19 protein-coding genes are annotated in these 18601 nt (G+C 72.2%); 4 read left to right on the top strand and 15 right to left on the bottom strand.

Annotation, left to right across the window (positions count from 1 at the left end; genetic code table 11):
* Nucleotides 1–31 precede the first annotated feature (31 nt).
* Entirely contained in the window at nucleotides 32–379 is a 348-nt protein-coding gene (locus AC3IYJ_RS19260; protein WP_489402518.1) for a DoxX family protein, read from the bottom strand.
* A gap of 235 nt (nucleotides 380–614) precedes the next feature.
* Here AC3IYJ_RS19260 and AC3IYJ_RS19255 point away from each other — a divergent pair, with 235 nt between their 5' ends.
* A complete protein-coding gene (locus tag AC3IYJ_RS19255; RefSeq protein WP_489402517.1) occupies nucleotides 615–1034 on the top strand; it encodes a TOBE domain-containing protein in 420 nt (139 codons plus the stop codon).
* A gap of 1 nt (nucleotide 1035) precedes the next feature.
* On the opposite strand, the gene AC3IYJ_RS19250 is transcribed toward AC3IYJ_RS19255, so the two are convergent.
* The 3 genes from AC3IYJ_RS19250 to AC3IYJ_RS19240 form a co-directional block, all read right to left on the bottom strand.
* Complete coding sequence (locus AC3IYJ_RS19250; protein WP_489402516.1) at nucleotides 1036–1482, bottom strand: molybdopterin-dependent oxidoreductase; 447 nt, start codon at nucleotides 1480–1482, stop codon at nucleotides 1036–1038.
* A gap of 80 nt (nucleotides 1483–1562) precedes the next feature.
* The gene (locus AC3IYJ_RS19245; RefSeq protein WP_489402515.1) at nucleotides 1563–4349 is read right to left on the bottom strand and encodes a molybdopterin-dependent oxidoreductase; all 2787 of its coding nucleotides are present in this window, start codon (nucleotides 4347–4349) and stop codon (nucleotides 1563–1565) included.
* A complete protein-coding gene (locus tag AC3IYJ_RS19240) occupies nucleotides 4346–5173 on the bottom strand; it encodes an FAD binding domain-containing protein (RefSeq protein WP_489402514.1) in 828 nt (275 codons plus the stop codon). Before AC3IYJ_RS19240 ends, AC3IYJ_RS19245 begins: the two co-directional genes overlap by 4 nt.
* Before the next feature lie 245 nt (nucleotides 5174–5418).
* On the opposite strand from AC3IYJ_RS19240, the gene AC3IYJ_RS19235 reads away from it, so the two are divergent.
* Nucleotides 5419–6894: a helix-turn-helix domain-containing protein gene (locus tag AC3IYJ_RS19235; protein ID WP_489402513.1), complete on the top strand. Its 1476-nt coding sequence runs from the start codon at nucleotides 5419–5421 to the stop codon at nucleotides 6892–6894.
* Between the two features lie 21 nt (nucleotides 6895–6915).
* Here the strand turns inward: AC3IYJ_RS19235 and AC3IYJ_RS19230 are convergent, their stop codons facing one another.
* Nucleotides 6916–7314, bottom strand: a complete 399-nt coding sequence (locus AC3IYJ_RS19230; RefSeq protein ID WP_489402512.1) for a TOBE domain-containing protein — start codon at nucleotides 7312–7314, stop codon at nucleotides 6916–6918.
* 176 nt (nucleotides 7315–7490) lie between these two features.
* Here AC3IYJ_RS19230 and AC3IYJ_RS19225 point away from each other — a divergent pair, with 176 nt between their 5' ends.
* Nucleotides 7491–8363 carry a universal stress protein gene (locus tag AC3IYJ_RS19225; RefSeq protein ID WP_489402511.1) on the top strand — a complete coding sequence of 291 codons (873 nt, stop codon included), beginning with the start codon at nucleotides 7491–7493 and terminating at the stop codon, nucleotides 8361–8363.
* A gap of 115 nt (nucleotides 8364–8478) precedes the next feature.
* Here AC3IYJ_RS19225 and AC3IYJ_RS19220 read toward each other — a convergent pair whose 3' ends face one another.
* The 4 genes from AC3IYJ_RS19220 to AC3IYJ_RS19205 form a co-directional block, all read right to left on the bottom strand.
* Nucleotides 8479–8901, bottom strand: coding sequence for a PIN domain nuclease (locus tag AC3IYJ_RS19220; protein ID WP_489402510.1), 423 nt, complete (start codon nucleotides 8899–8901; stop codon nucleotides 8479–8481).
* A complete protein-coding gene (locus tag AC3IYJ_RS19215; protein ID WP_489402509.1) occupies nucleotides 8898–9113 on the bottom strand; it encodes a type II toxin-antitoxin system VapB family antitoxin in 216 nt (71 codons plus the stop codon). Before AC3IYJ_RS19215 ends, AC3IYJ_RS19220 begins: the two co-directional genes overlap by 4 nt.
* A gap of 92 nt (nucleotides 9114–9205) precedes the next feature.
* The gene (locus AC3IYJ_RS19210; protein ID WP_489402508.1) at nucleotides 9206–10909 is read right to left on the bottom strand and encodes an aspartate:alanine exchanger family transporter; all 1704 of its coding nucleotides are present in this window, start codon (nucleotides 10907–10909) and stop codon (nucleotides 9206–9208) included.
* 38 nt (nucleotides 10910–10947) lie between these two features.
* Entirely contained in the window at nucleotides 10948–11580 is a 633-nt protein-coding gene (locus AC3IYJ_RS19205) for a TetR/AcrR family transcriptional regulator (RefSeq protein WP_489402507.1), read from the bottom strand.
* An 84-nt stretch (nucleotides 11581–11664) separates the two neighbouring features.
* Here AC3IYJ_RS19205 and AC3IYJ_RS19200 point away from each other — a divergent pair, with 84 nt between their 5' ends.
* Nucleotides 11665–11958, top strand: coding sequence for a hypothetical protein (locus AC3IYJ_RS19200; protein ID WP_489402506.1), 294 nt, complete (start codon nucleotides 11665–11667; stop codon nucleotides 11956–11958).
* 80 nt (nucleotides 11959–12038) lie between these two features.
* On the opposite strand, the gene AC3IYJ_RS19195 is transcribed toward AC3IYJ_RS19200, so the two are convergent.
* From AC3IYJ_RS19195 to AC3IYJ_RS19170, 6 genes are all read right to left on the bottom strand, one after another.
* On the bottom strand, nucleotides 12039–13346 hold the full coding sequence (locus tag AC3IYJ_RS19195; RefSeq protein WP_489402505.1) for an ATP-grasp domain-containing protein: 1308 nt from the start codon (nucleotides 13344–13346) through the stop codon (nucleotides 12039–12041).
* A complete protein-coding gene (locus tag AC3IYJ_RS19190; protein ID WP_489402504.1) occupies nucleotides 13343–13654 on the bottom strand; it encodes a putative quinol monooxygenase in 312 nt (103 codons plus the stop codon). The genes AC3IYJ_RS19195 and AC3IYJ_RS19190 overlap by 4 nt, the downstream gene beginning before the upstream one ends.
* Complete coding sequence (locus tag AC3IYJ_RS19185; RefSeq protein ID WP_489402503.1) at nucleotides 13654–14616, bottom strand: NAD-dependent epimerase/dehydratase family protein; 963 nt, start codon at nucleotides 14614–14616, stop codon at nucleotides 13654–13656. Before AC3IYJ_RS19185 ends, AC3IYJ_RS19190 begins: the two co-directional genes overlap by 1 nt.
* 62 nt (nucleotides 14617–14678) lie before the next feature.
* A complete protein-coding gene (locus AC3IYJ_RS19180) occupies nucleotides 14679–15929 on the bottom strand; it encodes an MFS transporter (protein ID WP_489402502.1) in 1251 nt (416 codons plus the stop codon).
* Nucleotides 15926–17287, bottom strand: coding sequence for an amidohydrolase family protein (locus tag AC3IYJ_RS19175; protein WP_489402501.1), 1362 nt, complete (start codon nucleotides 17285–17287; stop codon nucleotides 15926–15928). The genes AC3IYJ_RS19180 and AC3IYJ_RS19175 overlap by 4 nt, the downstream gene beginning before the upstream one ends.
* On the bottom strand, nucleotides 17284–18537 hold the full coding sequence (locus tag AC3IYJ_RS19170; protein WP_489402500.1) for an ATP-grasp domain-containing protein: 1254 nt from the start codon (nucleotides 18535–18537) through the stop codon (nucleotides 17284–17286). The genes AC3IYJ_RS19175 and AC3IYJ_RS19170 overlap by 4 nt, the downstream gene beginning before the upstream one ends.
* Nucleotides 18538–18601 lie beyond the last annotated feature (64 nt).

The raw sequence follows: 18601 nt of genomic DNA, 5'->3' as shown, positions 1-18601 counted from the left end.
CGGTTCGGGCCGGGTGCGGGGCCTCACCCTCCTAGCCGGCGAAGCCGAGGGCGAAGGCCGCGACGACCGGCGCCATGTAGATCACCGGGAACGGGACGTGCTTGTACGAGCGGGCGCGGATCACGGTGACCACCGCGCCGGTGTAGTAGAGGACCAGGCCGATGCCCGCCGCGATCCCGATGACCGGGACGAAGAGGCCGATCAGCAGGCCCAGCGCCCCCGCGGCCTTCGCCAGGCCCAGGAGGGTCCACCAGGTCCGCGGGACCCCGTACTCCTCCAGGGGCTCCACGACCCACGAGACGCGGGTCAGCAGCGAGTAGCCCGAGAAGGCCGACATGGCGGCGGCGACGACGGCGACGATGGTGGCTGCGGTGTTCATGGCGGGCTCCTCGGAGGTCAGTGCGGTGGGGCTTTCACTGCAATGACCCGGGGCCGCCGGTGAGTGTGACAGGAGTGCCGGAAAAACTTTTCGAGCGCATCGGCCAGCCGGTCGGGTGGTTCCGGGTGGCGGATGCGAGCGGTTGAACGCAGGTCAAAGGCGTGCCGGATAGCGTCGGTTCCGTGCGGTTCTCCCCGGGCCGTGCGAACCGTCTGCACAAGAGGTCGATCCACTCATGAGCCTGAGCATCCGCAACCAGATCGCCGGCACCGTCACCGCAGTCACCGCCGGTGAGGCCATGGCGACGGTCAAGGTCCGCCTGGAAGGTGGCCAGGACATCACCGCCGCCATCACCACCGACGCGGTCAAGGACCTCGGCCTCGTCGCGGGTTCCTCCGTCAAGGCGCTGGTCAAGGCCACCGAGGTGGCCCTGGCGGCGGCGGCCGTCGAGGGGATCTCGATCCGTAACCAGATCGCGGGCACCGTCTCCGACGTCGCCACCGGCGGCGCCATGGCCTCGGTGAAGGTGGACGTGAACGGCGGCGGCCTGACCGCCGCCATCACCAAGGACGCCGTCGAGGCGCTCGGCCTGACCGTCGGGTCCTCCGTCGTCGCGCTGATCAAGTCCACCGAGATCAGCCTGGCCACCGACTGAGTCAGAGGCCCAGGCTCGGCGGGGACAGCGCGCCGAACCACACGTGGGTGACCGCGCTGACGTAGCGCGCCCCGCACCGGTCCGAAGGGACCACCAGCTGCGCACCTGCCCCGTCGAGGTCCTCGCCGTCGAGGCGGGTCGCCAGCAGGATCGGGCTGTCGCCGAAGTCCGCGTCCAACTCGGCCCAGGACAGCACCGAATGGTGTCCGTCGCCGCCGCTCACCGCGAGCAGGAACCGCGAACGGTCCTTGCGGCGGCGGGGGTCGAAGGCCGGGCCCGCGTCCGCGATGACCTCGCGGAGCAAGGGGCCCTCGAACACGTGGTGTTGCGGGCCGTTCGTCGCGCAGTCGAAGGTGACCGCGGCCCGGTGCTGCGCCCAGTCCCGCAGGTCCGCGACGCTCAGCGTCGCCGGGTGGTCCAGATCGCCGTGCAGCATGAGTTTGGCCATGGCCGACTTATGCCCGGCCGTAGGTACCTCAGAACCTCACCTGCAAGGTTGATAGGTTGATATGAGTCGCAGCTGTGGATTCATTGGTCGTTCCGGCCTGGCAGATTCTGCGACATCCTCTGCCAAACGGCATCCCGGAGCAGCGGCATCTCCGTGAAGCGGATGCCCGTCGCGTCGCGCAGCGCGTTCGCGAAGGCCGGGCCCACCGGGTTGAAGGGGCTCTCGGACATGGACTTCGCGCCCAGCGGGCCGATCGAGTCGGAGGTCTCCGTGAAGTGGACCTCGGTGCGCGGGACGTCCGCGTACTGCGGCAGCCGGTAGCGGCGGAACGCAGCCGTCGTGACCTCGCCGCGCTCGTCGATCCGTACGGTCTCGAAGAGGGTGGCGCCCAGGGCCTGCGCGACACCGCCCTCCACCTGGCCGAGGCACTGCATCGGGTTCATCACCTTGCCCGCGTCCGCCGAGTGCACGCTGCGCAGGATCTTCATCTCCCCGGTGCCGGGGTCCACGGCCAGCCGGAACCACTGGGCGTTGAACGCCACCGAGCGCGGGGTGCCGCCGAAGTGGCCCTCGCAGCTGATCTCGCTCGCCTTCCCCTTGGCGTGGGCCGCCTCGTAGAGCTCCTTGAGGGTGACAAGCCGGCCGGCGCAGTCGAAGGACTCGGGGCCCAGCAGGCACAGGTGCCGGGCGACGCCCGTGTGCTCGGAGGCGAAGGTCTTCAAGCGTTCGGCGAGCGAGGTCGCGGCGAGCAGCACCGCCTTGCCCGCCACCACCGTGCCGGCCGACCCGAAGGCGCCGGTGTCGTGCCGGACCACGTCGGTGTCGGCCTGGCGCACGGTCAGCCGGTCGGCGGTGGTGTTCAGCGCGTCCCCGGCGAGCTGCTTGTGGACGGTGGTGGTGCCGTTGCCGAACTCGGCGGTGCCGACCGCGATGTCGTACGTGCCGTCCCGGAGCAGGGTGATCGTGGCGTCGGCGTAGTGGCCTCGGGGCGGGCTCGTGGCGATCATCGACACGGCGGTGCCCTGGCCGGTCACCCAGCCAGGCGGGACCTTCTCCTGGCTGGTGTCCTCGGCGATCGCCCTGCGCACCACGGCCAGGCATTCGGCCAGCCCGTAGCTGGCGATGAACAGGTCGTCGTCGTGGCCGATCGGGGTGTGCATGTGGTCGAGCGGGCCGATGATGTTCTTCTCGCGGAACTCCAGGGGGTCCATGCCCAGGCGCCGCGCCACCTCGTCCATCGCCGACTCCAGGGCGAAGGTGGTCTGGCCCAGCCCGTAGCCGCGGAAGGCGCCCGACGGGACGACGTTGGTGTAGACGGAGTAGGCCTCGACCTTCTTGTGCGGGGCCTTGTAGATCACGAAGGACTCGCCGGCGCTGTGGTACATCACGCCCGGGCCGTGGTTCCCGTACGCGCCCGTGTTGGACACGATGCGCATGGAGATGGCGGTGAGGGTGCCGTCGGCGCGGGCGCCGAGCTTGATCCGGACGGTGAACGGGTGCCGGGTGCTGGCGCCGTAGAACTGCTCGGCGCGGGTGAACTCCAGCTTCACCGGGCGGTGCAGCTTCATCGCCGCCAGGACGACGATGTCTTCCGCGAACATCTCCTGCTTGCCGCCGAATCCGCCGCCGACCCGGCCCGCGACGACCCGCACCTCGTCCTCGCCGAGCCCGTACAGCGCGCACAAGGCCCGCCGGGTCAGGAACGGGGTCTGGGTGGAGGAGCGGACGGTGATCCGCTCACCGCTGCCGTCCTCCTTCGGCTCGAACCAGGCGACGCAGCCGTGGGTTTCGAGGCTGGCGTGCTGGACGCGCTGGGTCAGATAAGTCTCCTCGTAGACCACCGCCGCCTCCGCGAAACCCTGCTCCACGTCACCGATCTCGCCGTGCACCTCGCCGGCCACGTTGTTCTCGACGCGGGCGATCCGCGCCTCGGGCCCCTTGCCCGCGTGGATGACCGGCGCGCCCGGGGCCATGGCCTCCTCCGGGTCGGTCACGTACGGGAGTTCCTCGTAGGTGACCTCGATCCGGCGGCAGCCCTCCTCCGCGGCGCCCTCGCTGTCGGCGACGACGGCGGCCACGCGCTGTCCGACGAAGCGGACCACGTCGTCGAGCAGGCGGGTGTCGTCGGGGTCCTCGTGCGGGTGCTCGTGGCGGGCGCTGGAGTAGAGCACGTCCGGGACGTCCTCGTGGGTGAACACCGCCCGCACGCCCGGGACGGCCAGGGCCTCGGAGGTGTCGATCGCGGTGATCCGGGCGTGCGGGTGCGGGGAGCGCAGCAGCTTCATGTGCAGCAGCCCGGGCACGTCGATGTCGAAGGTGTAGCGGGCGATGCCGGTGACCACCTGGGGGGCGGCGGGCGCGCCGAGGTTGCGGCCGACGGCCTTGCCCGCCTCGGGCTCCTCGACGTGCTTGACGCCGCGGACGGCGTCCTCGATGGCGCGGTAGCCGGTGCAGCGGCAGATGTTGCCCTTGAAGGCGCGCGGCAGGTCGTCGAGCTTGCCGTCGCAGTGGGCGGTGCCCTTCTCGGCCTCCAGAGCGGCGGTGGTCATCACGAAGCCGTTGGTGCAGAAGCCGCACTGGAAGCCCTGCGCCTCCAGGAACTTGCGCTGCACCGGGTGGAGTTCGCCGTCGGGGTGGGCGAGGCCCTCCAGGGTGGTGACCGAGCGGCCCTCGGCGCGGACGGCCGGGTAGAGGCAGCTGTGCACGGCCTGCCCGTCCACGTGGACCGTGCAGGCGCCGCAGTCGCCCTGGTCGCAGCCCTTCTTCACGCCGAACCAGCCGCGCTCGCGGACGTAGGTGCGCAGGCACTGGCCGGGGCGGGGTTCGTGCTCGAACCGCTGCTTGTTGATCTCGATCTCGTAGCTCATCGGGAAGCCTCCTCCAGCGTGAGTTCGGCGCGGATCTCCTCGGCCAGGCGCAGGGCCATGTGGCGTCGCCAGGCGGGCGTCCCGTGGATGTCGTCGAACCACTCGTCGGGGCGGACGGTGTCGTCGATCGCCGAGCGCAGTTCCGCGGCGGTCGGCCACAGGGCGAACCAGAACCGGAAGGGGCGCGTCGTGGCGGCCGAGACGGTCAGGGCGAAGGAGCCGTCCCGGGGGTCGGCCGCGCCGATGATCAGGGCGGCGGAGCGGCCGAGCCCGTAGAGGGAGCACTGGCGGAAGGCGGTCCGGCACTCCAGCGAACGGGCCGGGATCCGGACCGAGCGCATCAGCTCGCCCTCGCGCAGGTCCTTGACCCCGGCTCCGCGGATGAACTCGGTGACGGGCAGCCGGCGGGTGGCGCCGTCCAGGCCCTGGAGGAGGACCGTGCCGTCGAGGGCGGCGGAGAGGGAGACCATCGGGCCGGCGGGGAGGCCGTTGCAGAGGTTGCCCCCGACGGTCGCCATGTTCCAGATCTTGAAGCTGGCGAGGAAGGCGCGGCAGCACTGCTCGACGAGCGGCGCGGCGGTGGCGGGCAGGGTCCGGCCGAAGCGGGACAGCTCGGTGATGGTGCAGGTGGCGGCGATGTCGAGGGAGCCGTCGGGCAGCCAGGACAGCGGCGGCCAGCCCATCCGGGAGAGGTCGACGAGACGGCGGATGTGCGGCTGGGGTTCGGAGAAGAGGTACGTGCCCCCGCCGAGCCAGGCATCGCCGGGGCGCCAGGGTTCGCGGCGGCGGGCGTCACGTACGTCGAGCACTGTATTGAGGTCCATTTTCCGCCGCCTTCGCTGTCCTCGTGAGTCGTCCCGGGGCGGTCTCGTCCGTCCTGATGTCAGTGAAGCAACGGGGTGCGGGCCGGGACGACTGGTCCCGGCAACGGAAATGCACCAGGGCCCCACAGATCGTCCTGGTGGATCATCTAAGAGTCCTTTTCTGGAGTTGCCCTTGCATTTACCATGGTGAACCTCATATTCGCCTCGCGATTGTGGGCCATCCCCCACCGCAAGGAGTCCCTGCCATGCACGTCCTCGATCTGCTCCAGTCCGACAGCCTCGGTCTCACCCTGCTCTGGGGCGACGAGCCCCTTCTGGGCCAGGAGGTCAGCGGGGTGACCTCCACGGACCTCGAGGACCCCGGCCGGTTCCTGGGCCCCGGGGAGCTCGTGCTCAGCGGTCTCGTGTGGTGGAGGCCGGGCGCCACGGCCGCCGGGCGGACCGACCGGTTCGTCGCCGCCCTGGCATCCGCCGGGGCGCGGGCGCTGCTGGCCGGCGAGGAGACCCACGGCAAGGTGCCCGACGAGCTCGTCGCCGCCTGCCGGGCCCACCGGATGCCGCTGGTGGCGGTGCCCGCGAAGACCAGCTTCCGGGCCGTGACCGAGGCGGTGTACCTGCGCCAGTGGGGCGACCTGAGCAGGCGCCCGACCCGGCTCTTCGCGCTTCCCGAGAACGTGCGCGGCGAGCTCAGCCGGCTCCTGGAGGGCGGGGCCGGAGCGGCGGAGCTGCTGGACCGGGCCTGCGCCCACCTGGGCCGGGTGCCCTGCTACCTGCTGACCGCGAGCGGCCGCACGGTGGCCCGTACCCCGTCGGCGCCCGCAATACCGGCCCCGCGGGCCGCGGTCGCCAGCCTGCCGCGGGACGGGGTCACGCTGCGGATCGAGGCCGAGAGCTCGCCCTACGACGCCTGGCAGCTGCACGTCCCGGACCCGGACGCGGCGCCGCCCAGGGTGCTGCACGAGATCGCCGAGGTGTTCGCGCAGTACCGCGACGGGGAGACCCGGCGGGGCGCCGCGCGGCGGGCCGCCGGGCGGGAACTGCTCGCGCTGGTGGCCTCGGAGAGCGCCGAGCCCGACCAGCTCGGCGCGGCGCTGGTCGCGGCCGGACTGCCCGCGCAGGGCCCGTACCGGGTGGTCGCGGCGACCGACGCCCGGGCACTGGCGGAGGCGCTGGAGCACCTGGACGGGGTGCTGTGGGCGGCCGGGGAGACGGGCGCGGTGCTGTACGAGCCCGCGGAGCCGGACGCCGACCCGGCCGAAGGCGCCGTCGCGGACCGGCTGCGCGCGCTGTGGCCGCTGCTACGGGCCTGCGGCGACCCGGAGGCCGACCTGCGGTTCGGCGTCGGCGCGCGGGCGGACTCGGCGGAGGGGCTGCGCGTGTCACTCAGCCAGGCCCGCTTCGCCCTGACGGCGGCGGACACGGACGTGCCGGTACGGGGCGTCGAGCAGCTGGACACCCTGTCGGAACTGCTCTCCGGGGTCCCGCCGGAGGTGCGCGGGGTGTTCGGGTCGCGGACGCTGGGGGCGCTGGGCGACGGGATGCTGCGCGAGACGCTGGAGGTGTTCCTCGCCAACAACTGCTCGTGGACGCGCACGGCGGAGGCGCTGCACCTGCACGTGAACACCGTCCACTACCGGATGGAGCGGGTGGAGGCGCTGACCGGACGCGACCTGTCCCGGCTGGACCACAAGCTGGACCTGTACGCGGCCCTGCGCTGCTAGGGGGTGTCCGGAAGGGACGGCCTAGACCAGGTCCATGTGGACGTCCGTGGACTTCACCCGGGCCGTCACGGTGACCCCGACCGCGATGCCGAGCTCCTCGACCGACTCCCGGGTCACGACGGAGACGATGTGGTGCGGGCCCGACTGGATCGACACCTGGGCCGCGACCTCGTCGAGCAGGACGGCCGTGACGATCCCGGCGAAGGAATTGCGCACGGAGGTGGCCGCGGCCGTCTCCGGGACCGGATGCAGTCCGGCGGCACGTTCCTTGGCGAAGGCGGCGAGGACGGCCCCGTCGACGCTGCGGACCCCTTCGGGGGTGCGGCGCGCGGGCAGTCGCCCCCCGTCGGCCCAGCGGCGGACGGTCTCGGGGCTCACGCAGAGCAGGCCCGCGGCCTGCCCGATGGAGTACGACGGCACGTGCGCAGCCTAGCGGGGGCGGAGCGGGGTGGTTGCCGGTCCGCCCCCGGCCGGTCCGCCCCCGCTCCGGACCGTTTGCGCAAAGCCGCTCGGGGCTGGGCGGGAGTAGCGTCGTAGGTGCGACCAGGCCGCGGCCCACCGCACGGGACCGCGGTACGGAAAGAAGGGTGCCGCCAATGTCCCTCCCGTCCTCCCCGTCGTCCGAAGGCGCTCCGTCCTCCGGGGGCGCCCCGTCCCTCCCCTTCCTCGTCGGATTCGACGGGTCGGTCCGCAGCCTCGCCGCCGCCCGCTGGGCCGCGCGGGAGGCGGGGTCGGCCGGGGCTGCGGTCCGGCTGCTCCACGTGGGGCAGGCCTGGCCCACCATCCAGCCGATCTCCCCCGAGTTCCAGCCCGTGCTCGGCGAGAGCGCGCTGGCCGCCGAGGCCGTGCTGAGCGCCGTCGCCGAGGAACTGCGCGCCCTGCACCCTGACCTCGCCGTCGAGACGGCCACCGCCGAGGGAGGACCGGCCGGCGAGCTGCCGCGCGCCGCCGCGCGGGCCCGGCTGCTCGTCGTCGGAGCCGGCGGGCACAACCACCACGTCCCGCTGCTCGGCTCCACGGCTCTGCACGTCGCCGGGCGCAGCGAGGTCCCCGTCGTCCTGGTCCGGGAGCCGACGCCGGAGCCGGAGCAGGCCGCGGAGCGCGGGCGACGCGGCCGCGGGGTGGTCGTGGGCGTGGACCCGGCCGGTGACTTCGAGGCCGTCCTCGACTTCGGGTACGCCTGGGCGGCCGACCACGGGCTGCCGCTGCGCGCCGTGCACGCGGGCCCGGAGTCCTCGCAGGAGCTGGAGGCCGCGGTGGCCGAGGTCTCGGCGCGGTACCCGGGGGTGGCGACCGAGTGCGTCAGCCGTCCCGGCGACCCCGCGCACGTCCTGGTCGACGAGTCCGCGACGGCCGACCTGCTGGTCGTCGGCCGCCGCCACCACCGCCCCCTGCACGGCCTGGGCCCCACGGACCACGCGGTGGCCCACTACGCCCGCGGCCCGGTGGCCCTGATCCCCCACGGCTAGTCCCGTACGTGAACGAGGTCGGCGGCCGCGCCCCGGTCCCGGGCCCGGAGGTCCCCGTCCAGCGAGGTGCAGTCCAGTCGGCCGTTGGCGCTCATGCCGCCGGAAGGGCCGGGGGTTACTTGTCTGCCACCGGGCCGTACCACTGGAGGGCCTGGCCGGTGACGGCGGCGATGCATTCGAAGTCGCGGTCCCGGTGCAGGAGGGTGAGTCCCTGGAGTTCCGCCGTGGCGGCGACGACCAGGTCGACCGCACCCGCGCTGCGGTGCTGTCCTCGTCGGGTCAGCGACTCCTGTACCTGCCAAGCGCGGTCATAGGCGCGGTCGTCAACCGGAACCCAGCCGAACAGCAGGCGCATGTCCGCGATGCCGCGCTCGCGGTCCTCGGCGGAGCGGGCGCTGAAGAAGAACTCCAGCTCGGTGATCGGGCAGGTGGCGATGAGGCCGGCGGCAGCGGCCTGGTCCCAGCCGTACTGTTCCGCGTCGCCTCGCATCAAGCGGGCCAAGGCGCTGGTGTCGATGAGGAATTGGGCAGCGCTCACCGCCGGTAATTCCCCTTGTCCTCCAGCAGCTCCAGGTCGAAGGCGCCGTCTTCGGCGTACGCGCGCAGTCGCGTCAGCGCCAGGGCCCGCCTCCGGTTCTCCAGTACCTCGCGCAGGGCGGTGTTCACCGTGTCCTTCTTGGTGCTGGTGCCGAGTGCTTGGGCAACGTCGGCGAGCAGCTCGTCGTCGAGATCGATCACGGTCCGACTCATGAGGCACCTCCTCTGATATCAACTCGGATGCTGAGTATATCTCCGAGTGTATCTCTCGCGGCCCTTCCCGGACCCCGTTCCGGGGCGGGGTCTCACCGCCTCAGTAGGACGATCACCGAGCCCCACATCGTCAGCAGGACGTTGCCCAGGGCGTACGGGACCGTCGTGCCCAGGGCGGGGATCTGGCTGCGGGCGCGTTCGGTCAGGGCGCCGAGGGCGGCCGTCGTGGTCTGGGCGCCGGCCAGGGCGCCGAGGAGGATCGGGAGGGGGAGGCGCTGGACGAAGTGGCCCCAGGCGAAGCCGGTGAGGAGCGGGACCGTGGTGACGGCCGCGCCCCAGAGCAGCAGCGGCCAGCCCGCCTCGCGCAGGCCGGGGACGAAGCTGGGGCCCGCGTTGAGGCCGACGATGGTGACGAACACGCACAGGCCGAGCGTGCCCATCAGCCACTGTGCCGCCGACGGCAGGTTCCCGTAGGTGGGGTACTTCGCCCGGATCCAGCCGAAGACCAGGCCCATCAGCAGCGCCCCGGTGGAGGTGGACAGGGAGAGCGGGGCGCCGGCCGCGTGCAGGGCCGGGATGCCCAGGCAGCCGCCGAGGAACAGCCCGAGGGCGATCCACACCATGTCCGTGGCGAAGCTGGTCGGCACGGGCGTGCCCAGTTCCCGGGCGGCCGCGTCCACCAGCCTGCGCGGTCCGGTCAGGACCAGGGTGTCCCCGCGTTCCACCGTGCTGTCGAGCCGCACCCGCAGGTCCGTACCGGCCCGCCAGTGCTCCTCGACGAAGACCCCGGGCATGAACTCCTCGTGCCGCAGGGTGCGGATCGTACGGCCGTCGCGGTTGCGGTCCGTGACGACCACGTGCAGGGATTCCGTGCGGTAGGCGAGGAGCTCGAAGTCGTCGGTCTCCATGCCGATGTGGGTGCGCGCGTCGTACGCGACGAGGTCGCCCCGGACCGCGCTGACGGCCAGGATGTCGCCGAGCTCGATCCGGGTGTCCGCGTCGTGGTCGAGGATCTGTCCGGCCCGGCGCAGCCGGGTGATGTAGAGGCGGCGGCCGTGGGCCTTCTGCTCCGCTTCGAACTCGCCGATCGTGCGGCCCGCGAAGGCCGCCACGTCCACGGCGTAGGCGCGCAGCACGTGCTTGTAGTAGCCCTCCCCGGCGTCCGGGTCCGACTCGGCGGCCTCCAGGTCGGCGGCCAGTACGGCGCTCTCGACCGCGAGGTCCCTGCGCAGGAGGCGGGGCAGCACCCCGGCGAGGAGCAGGGCGGGCAGGACCGTGCCCAGGGGGTACGTGACTGCGTAGGCGACGGCGACCAGGTGGGACTGGTCGGTGGCCGCGGCGGGGCTCATGCCGGGGATGTGGGAGATGGCGTCGGAGCCGACGCCGATGACGGAGGACTGGGTGAGGCCGCCCCCGAGCAGTCCGGCGGAGAGGCCCGGACCGTAACCGGCGAGGGTGGCGAAGGCCCAGGCGGTGGCGAGGCCGGTGACGCAGACGATGACGGCCAGGACCACCTGGGGGAGGCCGTCCCTGCGCAGGGCGCGGAAGAACTGCGGGCCGACGTCGTAGCCGAGGGCGAAGAGGAACATCAGGAAGAAGACGGACTTGATCGGGCCGACGATCTCCACCTCGGCCTGGGACCCGATGACCAGGCCCGCGACGAGGCAGCCGGTGACGGCGCCCAGGGTGATGGACTTGTACCGGATCCGGCCGAGGAGGAAGCCGGCCGCGATGGTCAGGAAGATCAGCAGCTCGGGGTAGGGGCGGAAGATCTCGGTCCTGAGCCACTCCACCATCCGTGCCCCTCCTCGGTCCGAGCCCGCTCGGGAAGACGTTATGTGGCGGTATGCCCCTGCGCATGTCCGGAGTCGGCGGACGGGCCCCCGGCCAGCCGGCGGACCAGGTCGGCCAGGGCCTCCCGCTGCTCCTCGGGCCCGGCGTCGGCGGTCGCGGGGGCGACCATCCGGACGAGCTGGGGGAGGTTGAACCAGCCGGCGGTCAGGGCGATCACCGCGTACATGAGGTGGCCGGGGGGCACGTCGGAGGGGAGCCTCCCGGCGTCCTGGGCGTCGCCGATGGCGGCGACCTTCTGGGTGTAGTGGCCGGTCCGTTCGCCTTCGGCGGCCACGGCCGCGGCCTCGCCCCGGTGCAGTCCCTCCCAGGCCAGCAGGCGCAGGAAGTGCGGGTTGCGGCGGTGGTAGTCGAAGACCCGGGCGGTGTAGTCGCCCAGGTCGGCCGCGGAGTCGCCGGTGAGCGGGACGGCGTCGGCGAGGCGGCTCAGCTCGCATTCGAGGACGGCGCGGAAGAGCGCTTCCTTGTTGCCGAAGTACTGGTAGATCCGCTCCTTGTTGACGCCCGCGCGGGTGGCGATCGCGGCCACCCGGGCCGCCTCCGGGCCCTTGGCCGCGAACTCCTCGATGGCGGCGTCGAGCAGGAGCTTCTTGGTGCGTTGCGTGTCCCAGGCCATGGGCCGACCCTATCGCAATCCCAACCATCTGGTTGGACTTTCGGCCGGGTTCGGCTATTCTCCAACCGTGCGGTTGGAGAATGGATGTCCACCGCCCGAACCTGGGGGAAGACCATGTCCGCGAGCACCACCACACCCGTCACGTCCACCACAACCACCGCGCCCTCCGTCCACCGTCGGGCCCTGATCACCTGGCTGGCGATCTACCCCACCATCACCGCCGTCCTGGCCCTGGTCGGCGGGGCCACGGCCGGACTGCCGCTGCCGGTCCGGACGCTGATCCTGACGGCGATCGTCGTCCCGGCCGCCGTCTACGTCCTGGTCCCGGCCCTGGTGAAGGCGAACGCCGCGCTCGCCGGCCGCTCCCGCCGGGGCTGAGCGTGCCGTCGGCAACCCGTCGGCGGCGGACCCGGAGCCCCGGCCGAGGACGGCCGGGGCTCCGCACGGGCTTCGATCCGCTACGCCTGCGTGCTGACCCGCAAGGTGATCCCGGCGGCCAGCTCCGCGCAGCGGGCCACGGCCTCGGCGCGGGTCGGCGCCGTGGCGAGGACGTAGCCGTTGTCGCAGGCCGGCAGGGAATCCATGGCGGCCACCCGGTCGCCCGGGTTCTTGGCGAGCACCACCGCTTCGGCGGCCTCCGTGAGGTCCTTGAGGAAGGGCGCCATGTGCGGGGCCTTCGCGCCCGGCGCGAGGCGGCGTACCTGGATGCCCCGGGCGGCGAGCCCCTCCAGGCCCTCGACGGCGGTGAGCACCCCCGCGGCCGGGGCCTCCAGGAAACGGATGACCGCGCCGCGCAGCGGCTCCGGCGCCACCTCGGGGAGCTCCTCGAGGCCCAGCGGCACGGTCATGAACAGCCGCGCCGGGTCCCAGCCCGTGGAGCGGCGGACCATCTCCGGGATGCCGCTGCCGGACAGCCGGTTGTGGGTCTCCAGCAGGCGCGGGCCCGCCGGGGTGAGCACGTACTCGCTGTGCGAGGGGCCGTCGGTGAGGCCCACCGCGTCCAGGATGTCGGCGTTGAGCCGGTGCAGTTCGGGCAGGAAGGGCGCGGCCAGGTCGCTGGAGACGCTGCACTCCCACTCCACGAAGTGCTCGTTGACGCGGTACTCGCAGATGCCGAGGACGATGTGGCGGCCCTGGTGCGAGAACCCCTCGACACTGACGACCGGCCCCTGCAGGTACTCCTCGGCCAGGACGCCGCCATAACCGAACTCGGTGATCTCGCGGACCGCGCGGGCCGCCCCTTCGGCATCGTCGACCATGTTGATGTGCAGGCTGCCCGCGCCCTTGCCCGGCTTGAGCACGATCGGGCCGCCGACCTCGGCCATGAAGGCGACCGCGTCCTCCACGTCGGTGATCATCCGGTGGCGTACGGGGCTCAGCCCGTGCCGGTCCAGGGCCTGGCGGGTCAGGGCCTTGTCCTGGATGATCCGCGAGACCTCGGGCGGGGTCCCGGGCAGGCCGAGCTTCTCGTTGAGCTCGCCCACGGACACGGCCGCCAGCTCGGTGGTGGTGAGGATCCGCTCGAAGGGCTGCTCCTCGTGCAACGGCTGGAGCAGCGCCAGCAGTTCCCCCGCGTCGGTGATGTCGCCCGTGAGGATGGTGGAGACGTGCTCCGCGGCCTCGGCCCGGTCGAACTGGCCCTCGGCATGGACGAGGACCACGTCGATGCCGAGTTCCCGGGCCCCGTGCACGGGGGCGGGACGGCCGCCGACGACGGCGATACGACGGAGGCGGGGAGCAGGGCCGGGGGTGGCCGGGGCGGTCATGCGGAAGCTCCTACGGGCTGGGTCTGGACGGGTACGCTGGGGTGAACTTCGCGCTCCACGCGCGGCAGGATCTCGGTGAGGTAGACGTCCTGGATGGCGGGGCCCTCCCCGTGCGCCTCCCAGTGCGCGCGGGTCAGCCAGCGCTCGACCAGGACGAACTGCCTCGGGTCCGCCTGGGACTGGTACGCCTCCCAGGCGACGCAGCCGTCTTCGGCGAGGCACATCGGGCGCATCCGGTCGAGGGCTTCGGCGACCGCGGCGATGTTCCCGGGGCCGTTGGTGCGGACGATGACGATGAGGTCGAACATCACTGCTCCTGAACTGCGGCGGCGGCCGTAGCGGCGGCGGTACGGGCGAGGGCGGGCAGCCACTCGGAGACGGGGGTGAAGCGGTGGCCGAGCGAGACGGCGCGCTCGGCCGACATCCCGAAGTCGGCCGGGCAGGAGAAGGGCGAGAGGTCCGCGTCGCCCGCCGGGTCCTCCTTCTCCACGACGTGGGCGCGCAGCCCGGTCGCCGCCTCCACCGCCGCGCAGACGTCGTACACGTCCGCGGTGTCGGGGGAGGTCACGTTGACCGTCCCGGTCATCCCGGTGGTCGCGGCCCGGGCGAGGAACTCGGCGGCGTCCTCGGCGTGCACCAGTGAGGTCCGGCCGGGGGCGGCGTGCGCCACGATCGGGCGGCCGTCGCGGATCCGGTCCAGGTGGAAGCCGACCCGCCCGGTGAAGTCCCCCTCGGCGGCCAGCACATGGGCCACCCGGGCGATGACCACCGGCACCTGCGCCGTCGCCAGCAGCGCGGCCTCGGCCTGCCGCTTGCCCTCGCCGTAGTTGGCGCCCACGTAGGCCGGGTCCTGCCACGGCAGCTCGGTGTCGTAGGCGTAGTGCGCCGCGTCGAGCTCCTCCTCGCGGGCGAAGACGCTCATGGCCGGTGCGGGGATCCGCCAGCGGAAGGTGTCCTTGTTGTACACCTCCATGCTGCTGGTCAGGACGAACTTCCCGGCCCGGTCGCCGAAGGCCTCGGCGGCTTCGACGGCGGCCCTGGGGGTGTAGCACATCTGGTGCACCACGGCGTCGAAGCGCTCGCCCGTGACCGCCCAGGCCAGCTCGCCGGGCTCGTTCAGGTCGGCGACGAGCCGTCGGACCGAGGTGCCGAAGGGGTCGGGGGTGATCCCCCGGTTGACCACCGTGACGCGGTGGCCCGCGTCGAGCAGTCGTTTCACCAGCAGCTTGCCGAAGAACCGGGTGCCGCCGACCACGCAGACATCAGCCATCTGCCGCTGTCCTCATCTTTCCGGGTACGAAGTGGGGTGGGGGGAAGGGGGTTTCGGGGCGACTACTTGGCGGAGACCGCTTCCACGGGCTCAGCGGCCTCGGCGGTGACTCCGGCAGCGGCCTGCGGCGCGGGCTCGTCCCGGCTCACCAGGCAGATGACGGCGCAGCCCGCGGCCACGACCGCGGCCACGTACCAGTTGGCGCCGGGGACGCCCAGGGAGAGGGAGAGGTCGAACAGGGCGCCGGCGAGCAGCGAGCCGACCATGTTCCCGGCGCTGCGGAAGAAGTGCATGGCGCCCATGGCCTTGGCGAGCCGGTCCTCGGGGACCCGGCGGGCGACCCAGATGTCGAAGGACGGTACGAAGAGGATCTCGCCGAGCACCACGGTCAGGCAGCCGACGACCACCCAGGCGGCGCCGCGGCCCGCGCCGAAGGCCACGAAGGCCACGGTCATGCCGGTCAGTCCGACGGCCATGACGGCCCCGGGGCGCAGGTGCTTGATCAGGAACTTGAAGAGCGGGTACTGCAGGACGAGGACGCTCAGCCCGGTGATCCAGAAGGGGGTGGAGGGCGCCCACTGGGTGACGTACTCCTGCATGTGCAGGGGGATGCCGACCACGAACCCGATCGACAGGAACCAGAAGACCGCGGAGAGGACGAAGTAGCGAGTCGCGCCGCGCACTTCGATGCCCTTGAAGACGGCGGTGCTGAACAGCGGCCGCTTCTCGGGGGCCGGGGCCGAGGGGTCGGCCTTCGGGCCGAAGCCGTCGCGGGGGATGAAGGAGGAGGCGGCCAGGCAGAAGCCGATGAAGATCGCGAAGACGATGGAGAAGAGGGTGCGCAGGTCCATGTCGGTGAGCAGGGCGCCCAGCAGCGAGCCACCGAACAGGCCCACCTGGGCCGACATCTGGAAGGTGGAGAACGCCTTCGGCCGCTCGTCCTCCGGGTAGGAGACGAGGATGTTCTTGAGGCCGGGGAAGGCCGTGCCCGAGCCGAAGCCGATGAAGAAGGCGAGCGCACCGTAGACGACCACGCCGGTGCTGAAGCCCATCGCGCCCAGCGCCGTCGCCTCCAGTGCCGTGCCGAGGAAGACCGCGCCGCGGATGCCGACGCGGGCCGCCGTGCCCTCGTAGAAGAAGGTGGCGAGCAGGCGCCCGACGTAGGTCATGCACATCACGACGCCGGCCCAGAAGCCGCTGTCGGTGCCGCTCAGGGAGGCGACGAGGACGGGGAACCAGATGAAGTTCCCGATGTGGGCGAGGAAGATCCCGGCGTTCACGCCGATCAGTGCTCGTCTGCGTTCGGTGGTCACAGCGCGGCCTTTCCCTTGGTGGTGGCGCGGAGGTCCGCGATGGCCCGTGCGACCGCGGTCCGGTCGACCGGTACGCCGGCCACGACGGTGGCCAGGGGCAGCGCGGAGAGGGGTGTCCCCGCCGCGTGCAGGTTGTAGGTGGCGGCGGCCCCCACGGAGAGGGGGTGGATGCCGGTGGGCGCCCCGCTCATCTCGTCGAAGTAGCGGCGGCCGCCGAGGGTGGCCTGGAGGCGGAGCGGTTCGGCGAGCGCCGGGTCGTCGCCGCGCAGCAGGTCGAGCTCGGAGAGGAAGGAGTAGCCGTGGTAGGCCCCGGTGTTGCCGGCGTCGGTTCCTACCAGCAGGTTTCCCTGATCCAGGGCGGCCAGGGCGTTGCGGCGCATGTCGGCGAGGGCGGCGGTACGGGTCTCCTGGACCCCGTACTCGATGCCGAAGGGCTGCTCGATGGCCGCGGCGAACTCCAGGTTCCGCGGGTCCTGGGTCTCGGTGAACCCTTCACGGCTGTACTCGGTGAGGAACTCCTCCCCCGTCATGATCATTGAGCGCAGTCCGGCGAGGGTGGAGACGAAGCGGGCGCCGTCCAGGCGCTTCCAGTCGGCCGCGTCCAGGGTGCGGTCGCGCACCGAGTGGGCGAAGAGCCTGAATCCGCAGTCGTACGCCCACTGCGTCTCCTGGAGCGTGTTGCAGTCGATGACGGCGGTGATGCCGCGCTGGGCCGCCATCTTGGCGGTGAAGCGCAGCACCTGCTCGGACATCCGGGAGAACCGGACGGGGGAGCCGGGCTGTTCGGTGCCGTCCGTGAACATCACCTTGAGGAAGGTGCCGCCGCGTTCGGCGTTGGAGCGCAGCGCGTGGTCGAGGTCGGCCTCCACGGCGAGCATGTGGACCGGTACGGGGAACTCGACCCCGTGGCCGTAGCGTCCGGAGGCGTCGGTCCTGGCGGTGACCGCGTAGCCGGGGTGGGCGATCTCGGGGTAGGGCCAGGGCGACTGCCGCCGGCCGGCCTCCCAGGCGTCGGCCACGATCGGGAAGCCGAACATGTCGACGACGTGGGTGACCCCGTGGAACAGGTACTGCAGGGCCACGATCCGGGGTTCGTCGGTGCTGTCGTCCCAGTTGGCGGGCAGTGCGATGTGCGAGTGGGTCTCGGTGTAGCCGGGCCACAGCTCGTCCTCGCCGCCCCGGCGGGTGCCGGAGGGCTCGATCCGGCTGAAGACCCCGCCCTCGGTGGTGACGTCGAACAGGGCGGTGGGGTCGAGGGCGGGGACGGCCACGCCCCGCAGGACGGCGGGCACGGGCGCGAGCGGGCCGCCCGTGGCCGGGGTGCCGGTGGCCGGGGTGCCGGTGGCCGGGGTGCTCATCGGGCGACCTCGACCTTCATCCGGAGGTCGATGCTGTCCAGGCCCTCTTCGCAGCGCTTGTTGACCTCGTCGCGGTCGGCGCCGGTGAAGATGATGTGGCCGATCCAGTCGAAGTTGGAGCGCGACAGCCGGGTCACCGGGGTGCCGGGCTTCCGGTAGGCCAACGCGCTGTGGTAGCCGGGCAGATCGGCCAGCTTGTCGAAGGCGATGGACTCGACCGTGCCGTCGATGGGGGCGCCGAACCAGTGGCCGCCGGCGGTGGTTTCACCGGGGAAGGCCAGCTCGGGGCGCTCGCCGAGGGCCTGGCGGATGACCTCCAGGTACGGGTCGACGCCGGAGCTGATCTCCATCAGGCTGGGCACGATCCCGCCGATGAGGCGGCCGTTGACCTCGCAGAGCACCGGACCGTCCGCGCCGAGCAGGAACTCGGTGTGGATGAAGCCGAAGTCCACGCCGAGCCCTTCCAGGACCTGGGTGGTGGCCGCGAAGAGCTCGTCCTGGAGCGGGTGGCCGCGGAAGTAGGTGGCGCCCATCTCGATGAAGTAGGGGAAGCCGCTGAGCGGGCGGTCGGTCAGGCCGAGGTGGACGATCTCGCCGGAGGCCAGGACGCAGGACTCGACCGAGATCAGGTCCCCGGTGACGAACTCCTCGATCAGCAGGTCCGGGATGCGCACGACGCCGCGCCCGTAGTCGGCGACGTCCGCCAGCTCGGCGAGGTAGGCCCGCAGGTCGTCCTCGTCCCTGAGGTGCAGGACGTGCAGGCTGGCCGTGCCGTCGGAGGGCTTGACCACGCAGGGGAAGCCGATCTCGCGGACCGCGCGCTCCACGTCGGCCGGGTCGGAGACGTGGGCGAAGCGCGGCTGGCGCACGCCCTTGCCGTCGAGGGTGAGGCGGGTGAGGTGCTTGTGGCGGGCGTTGCGGGCGCCGTCCACGCTCATGCCCGGCAGCCCCAGCGCCTCGGCCACGGCCGCGGTGTGGACGGTGTGGTACTCGCTGTACGTGGTCACGCCGTGGATCGGCTTCGTGGCGTGCAGCTCACGGGCCAGGGCGGTCAGCTCGTCGATGGAGAAGGCGGTCTCGCTCTTGATCACCTCGCAGTTGGGGTGGGCGTACGCGGCTTCGGCGAGCGGCGAGGCGGCCAGGTAGAAGTCCGGGTCGACCGAGACCAGGGTGACGTCGTGGCCGAGCTCCAGGGCGTTGGCGATGCCGGCGATCCCGTTCGGATTGCACTCGATCATGAGGATGTGCACGGTGACTCCTGAGTGGTGTGGGTGCGGTGGGTGGTGCGGTTCGGGTGTTGCACGTGCTGTGAAG

The organism is Streptomyces sp. GL_140, assembly GCF_057834465.1.
The sequence above is the reverse complement of the archived record's forward strand: the minus strand, read 5'-3'. Positions and strand labels throughout refer to the sequence as shown.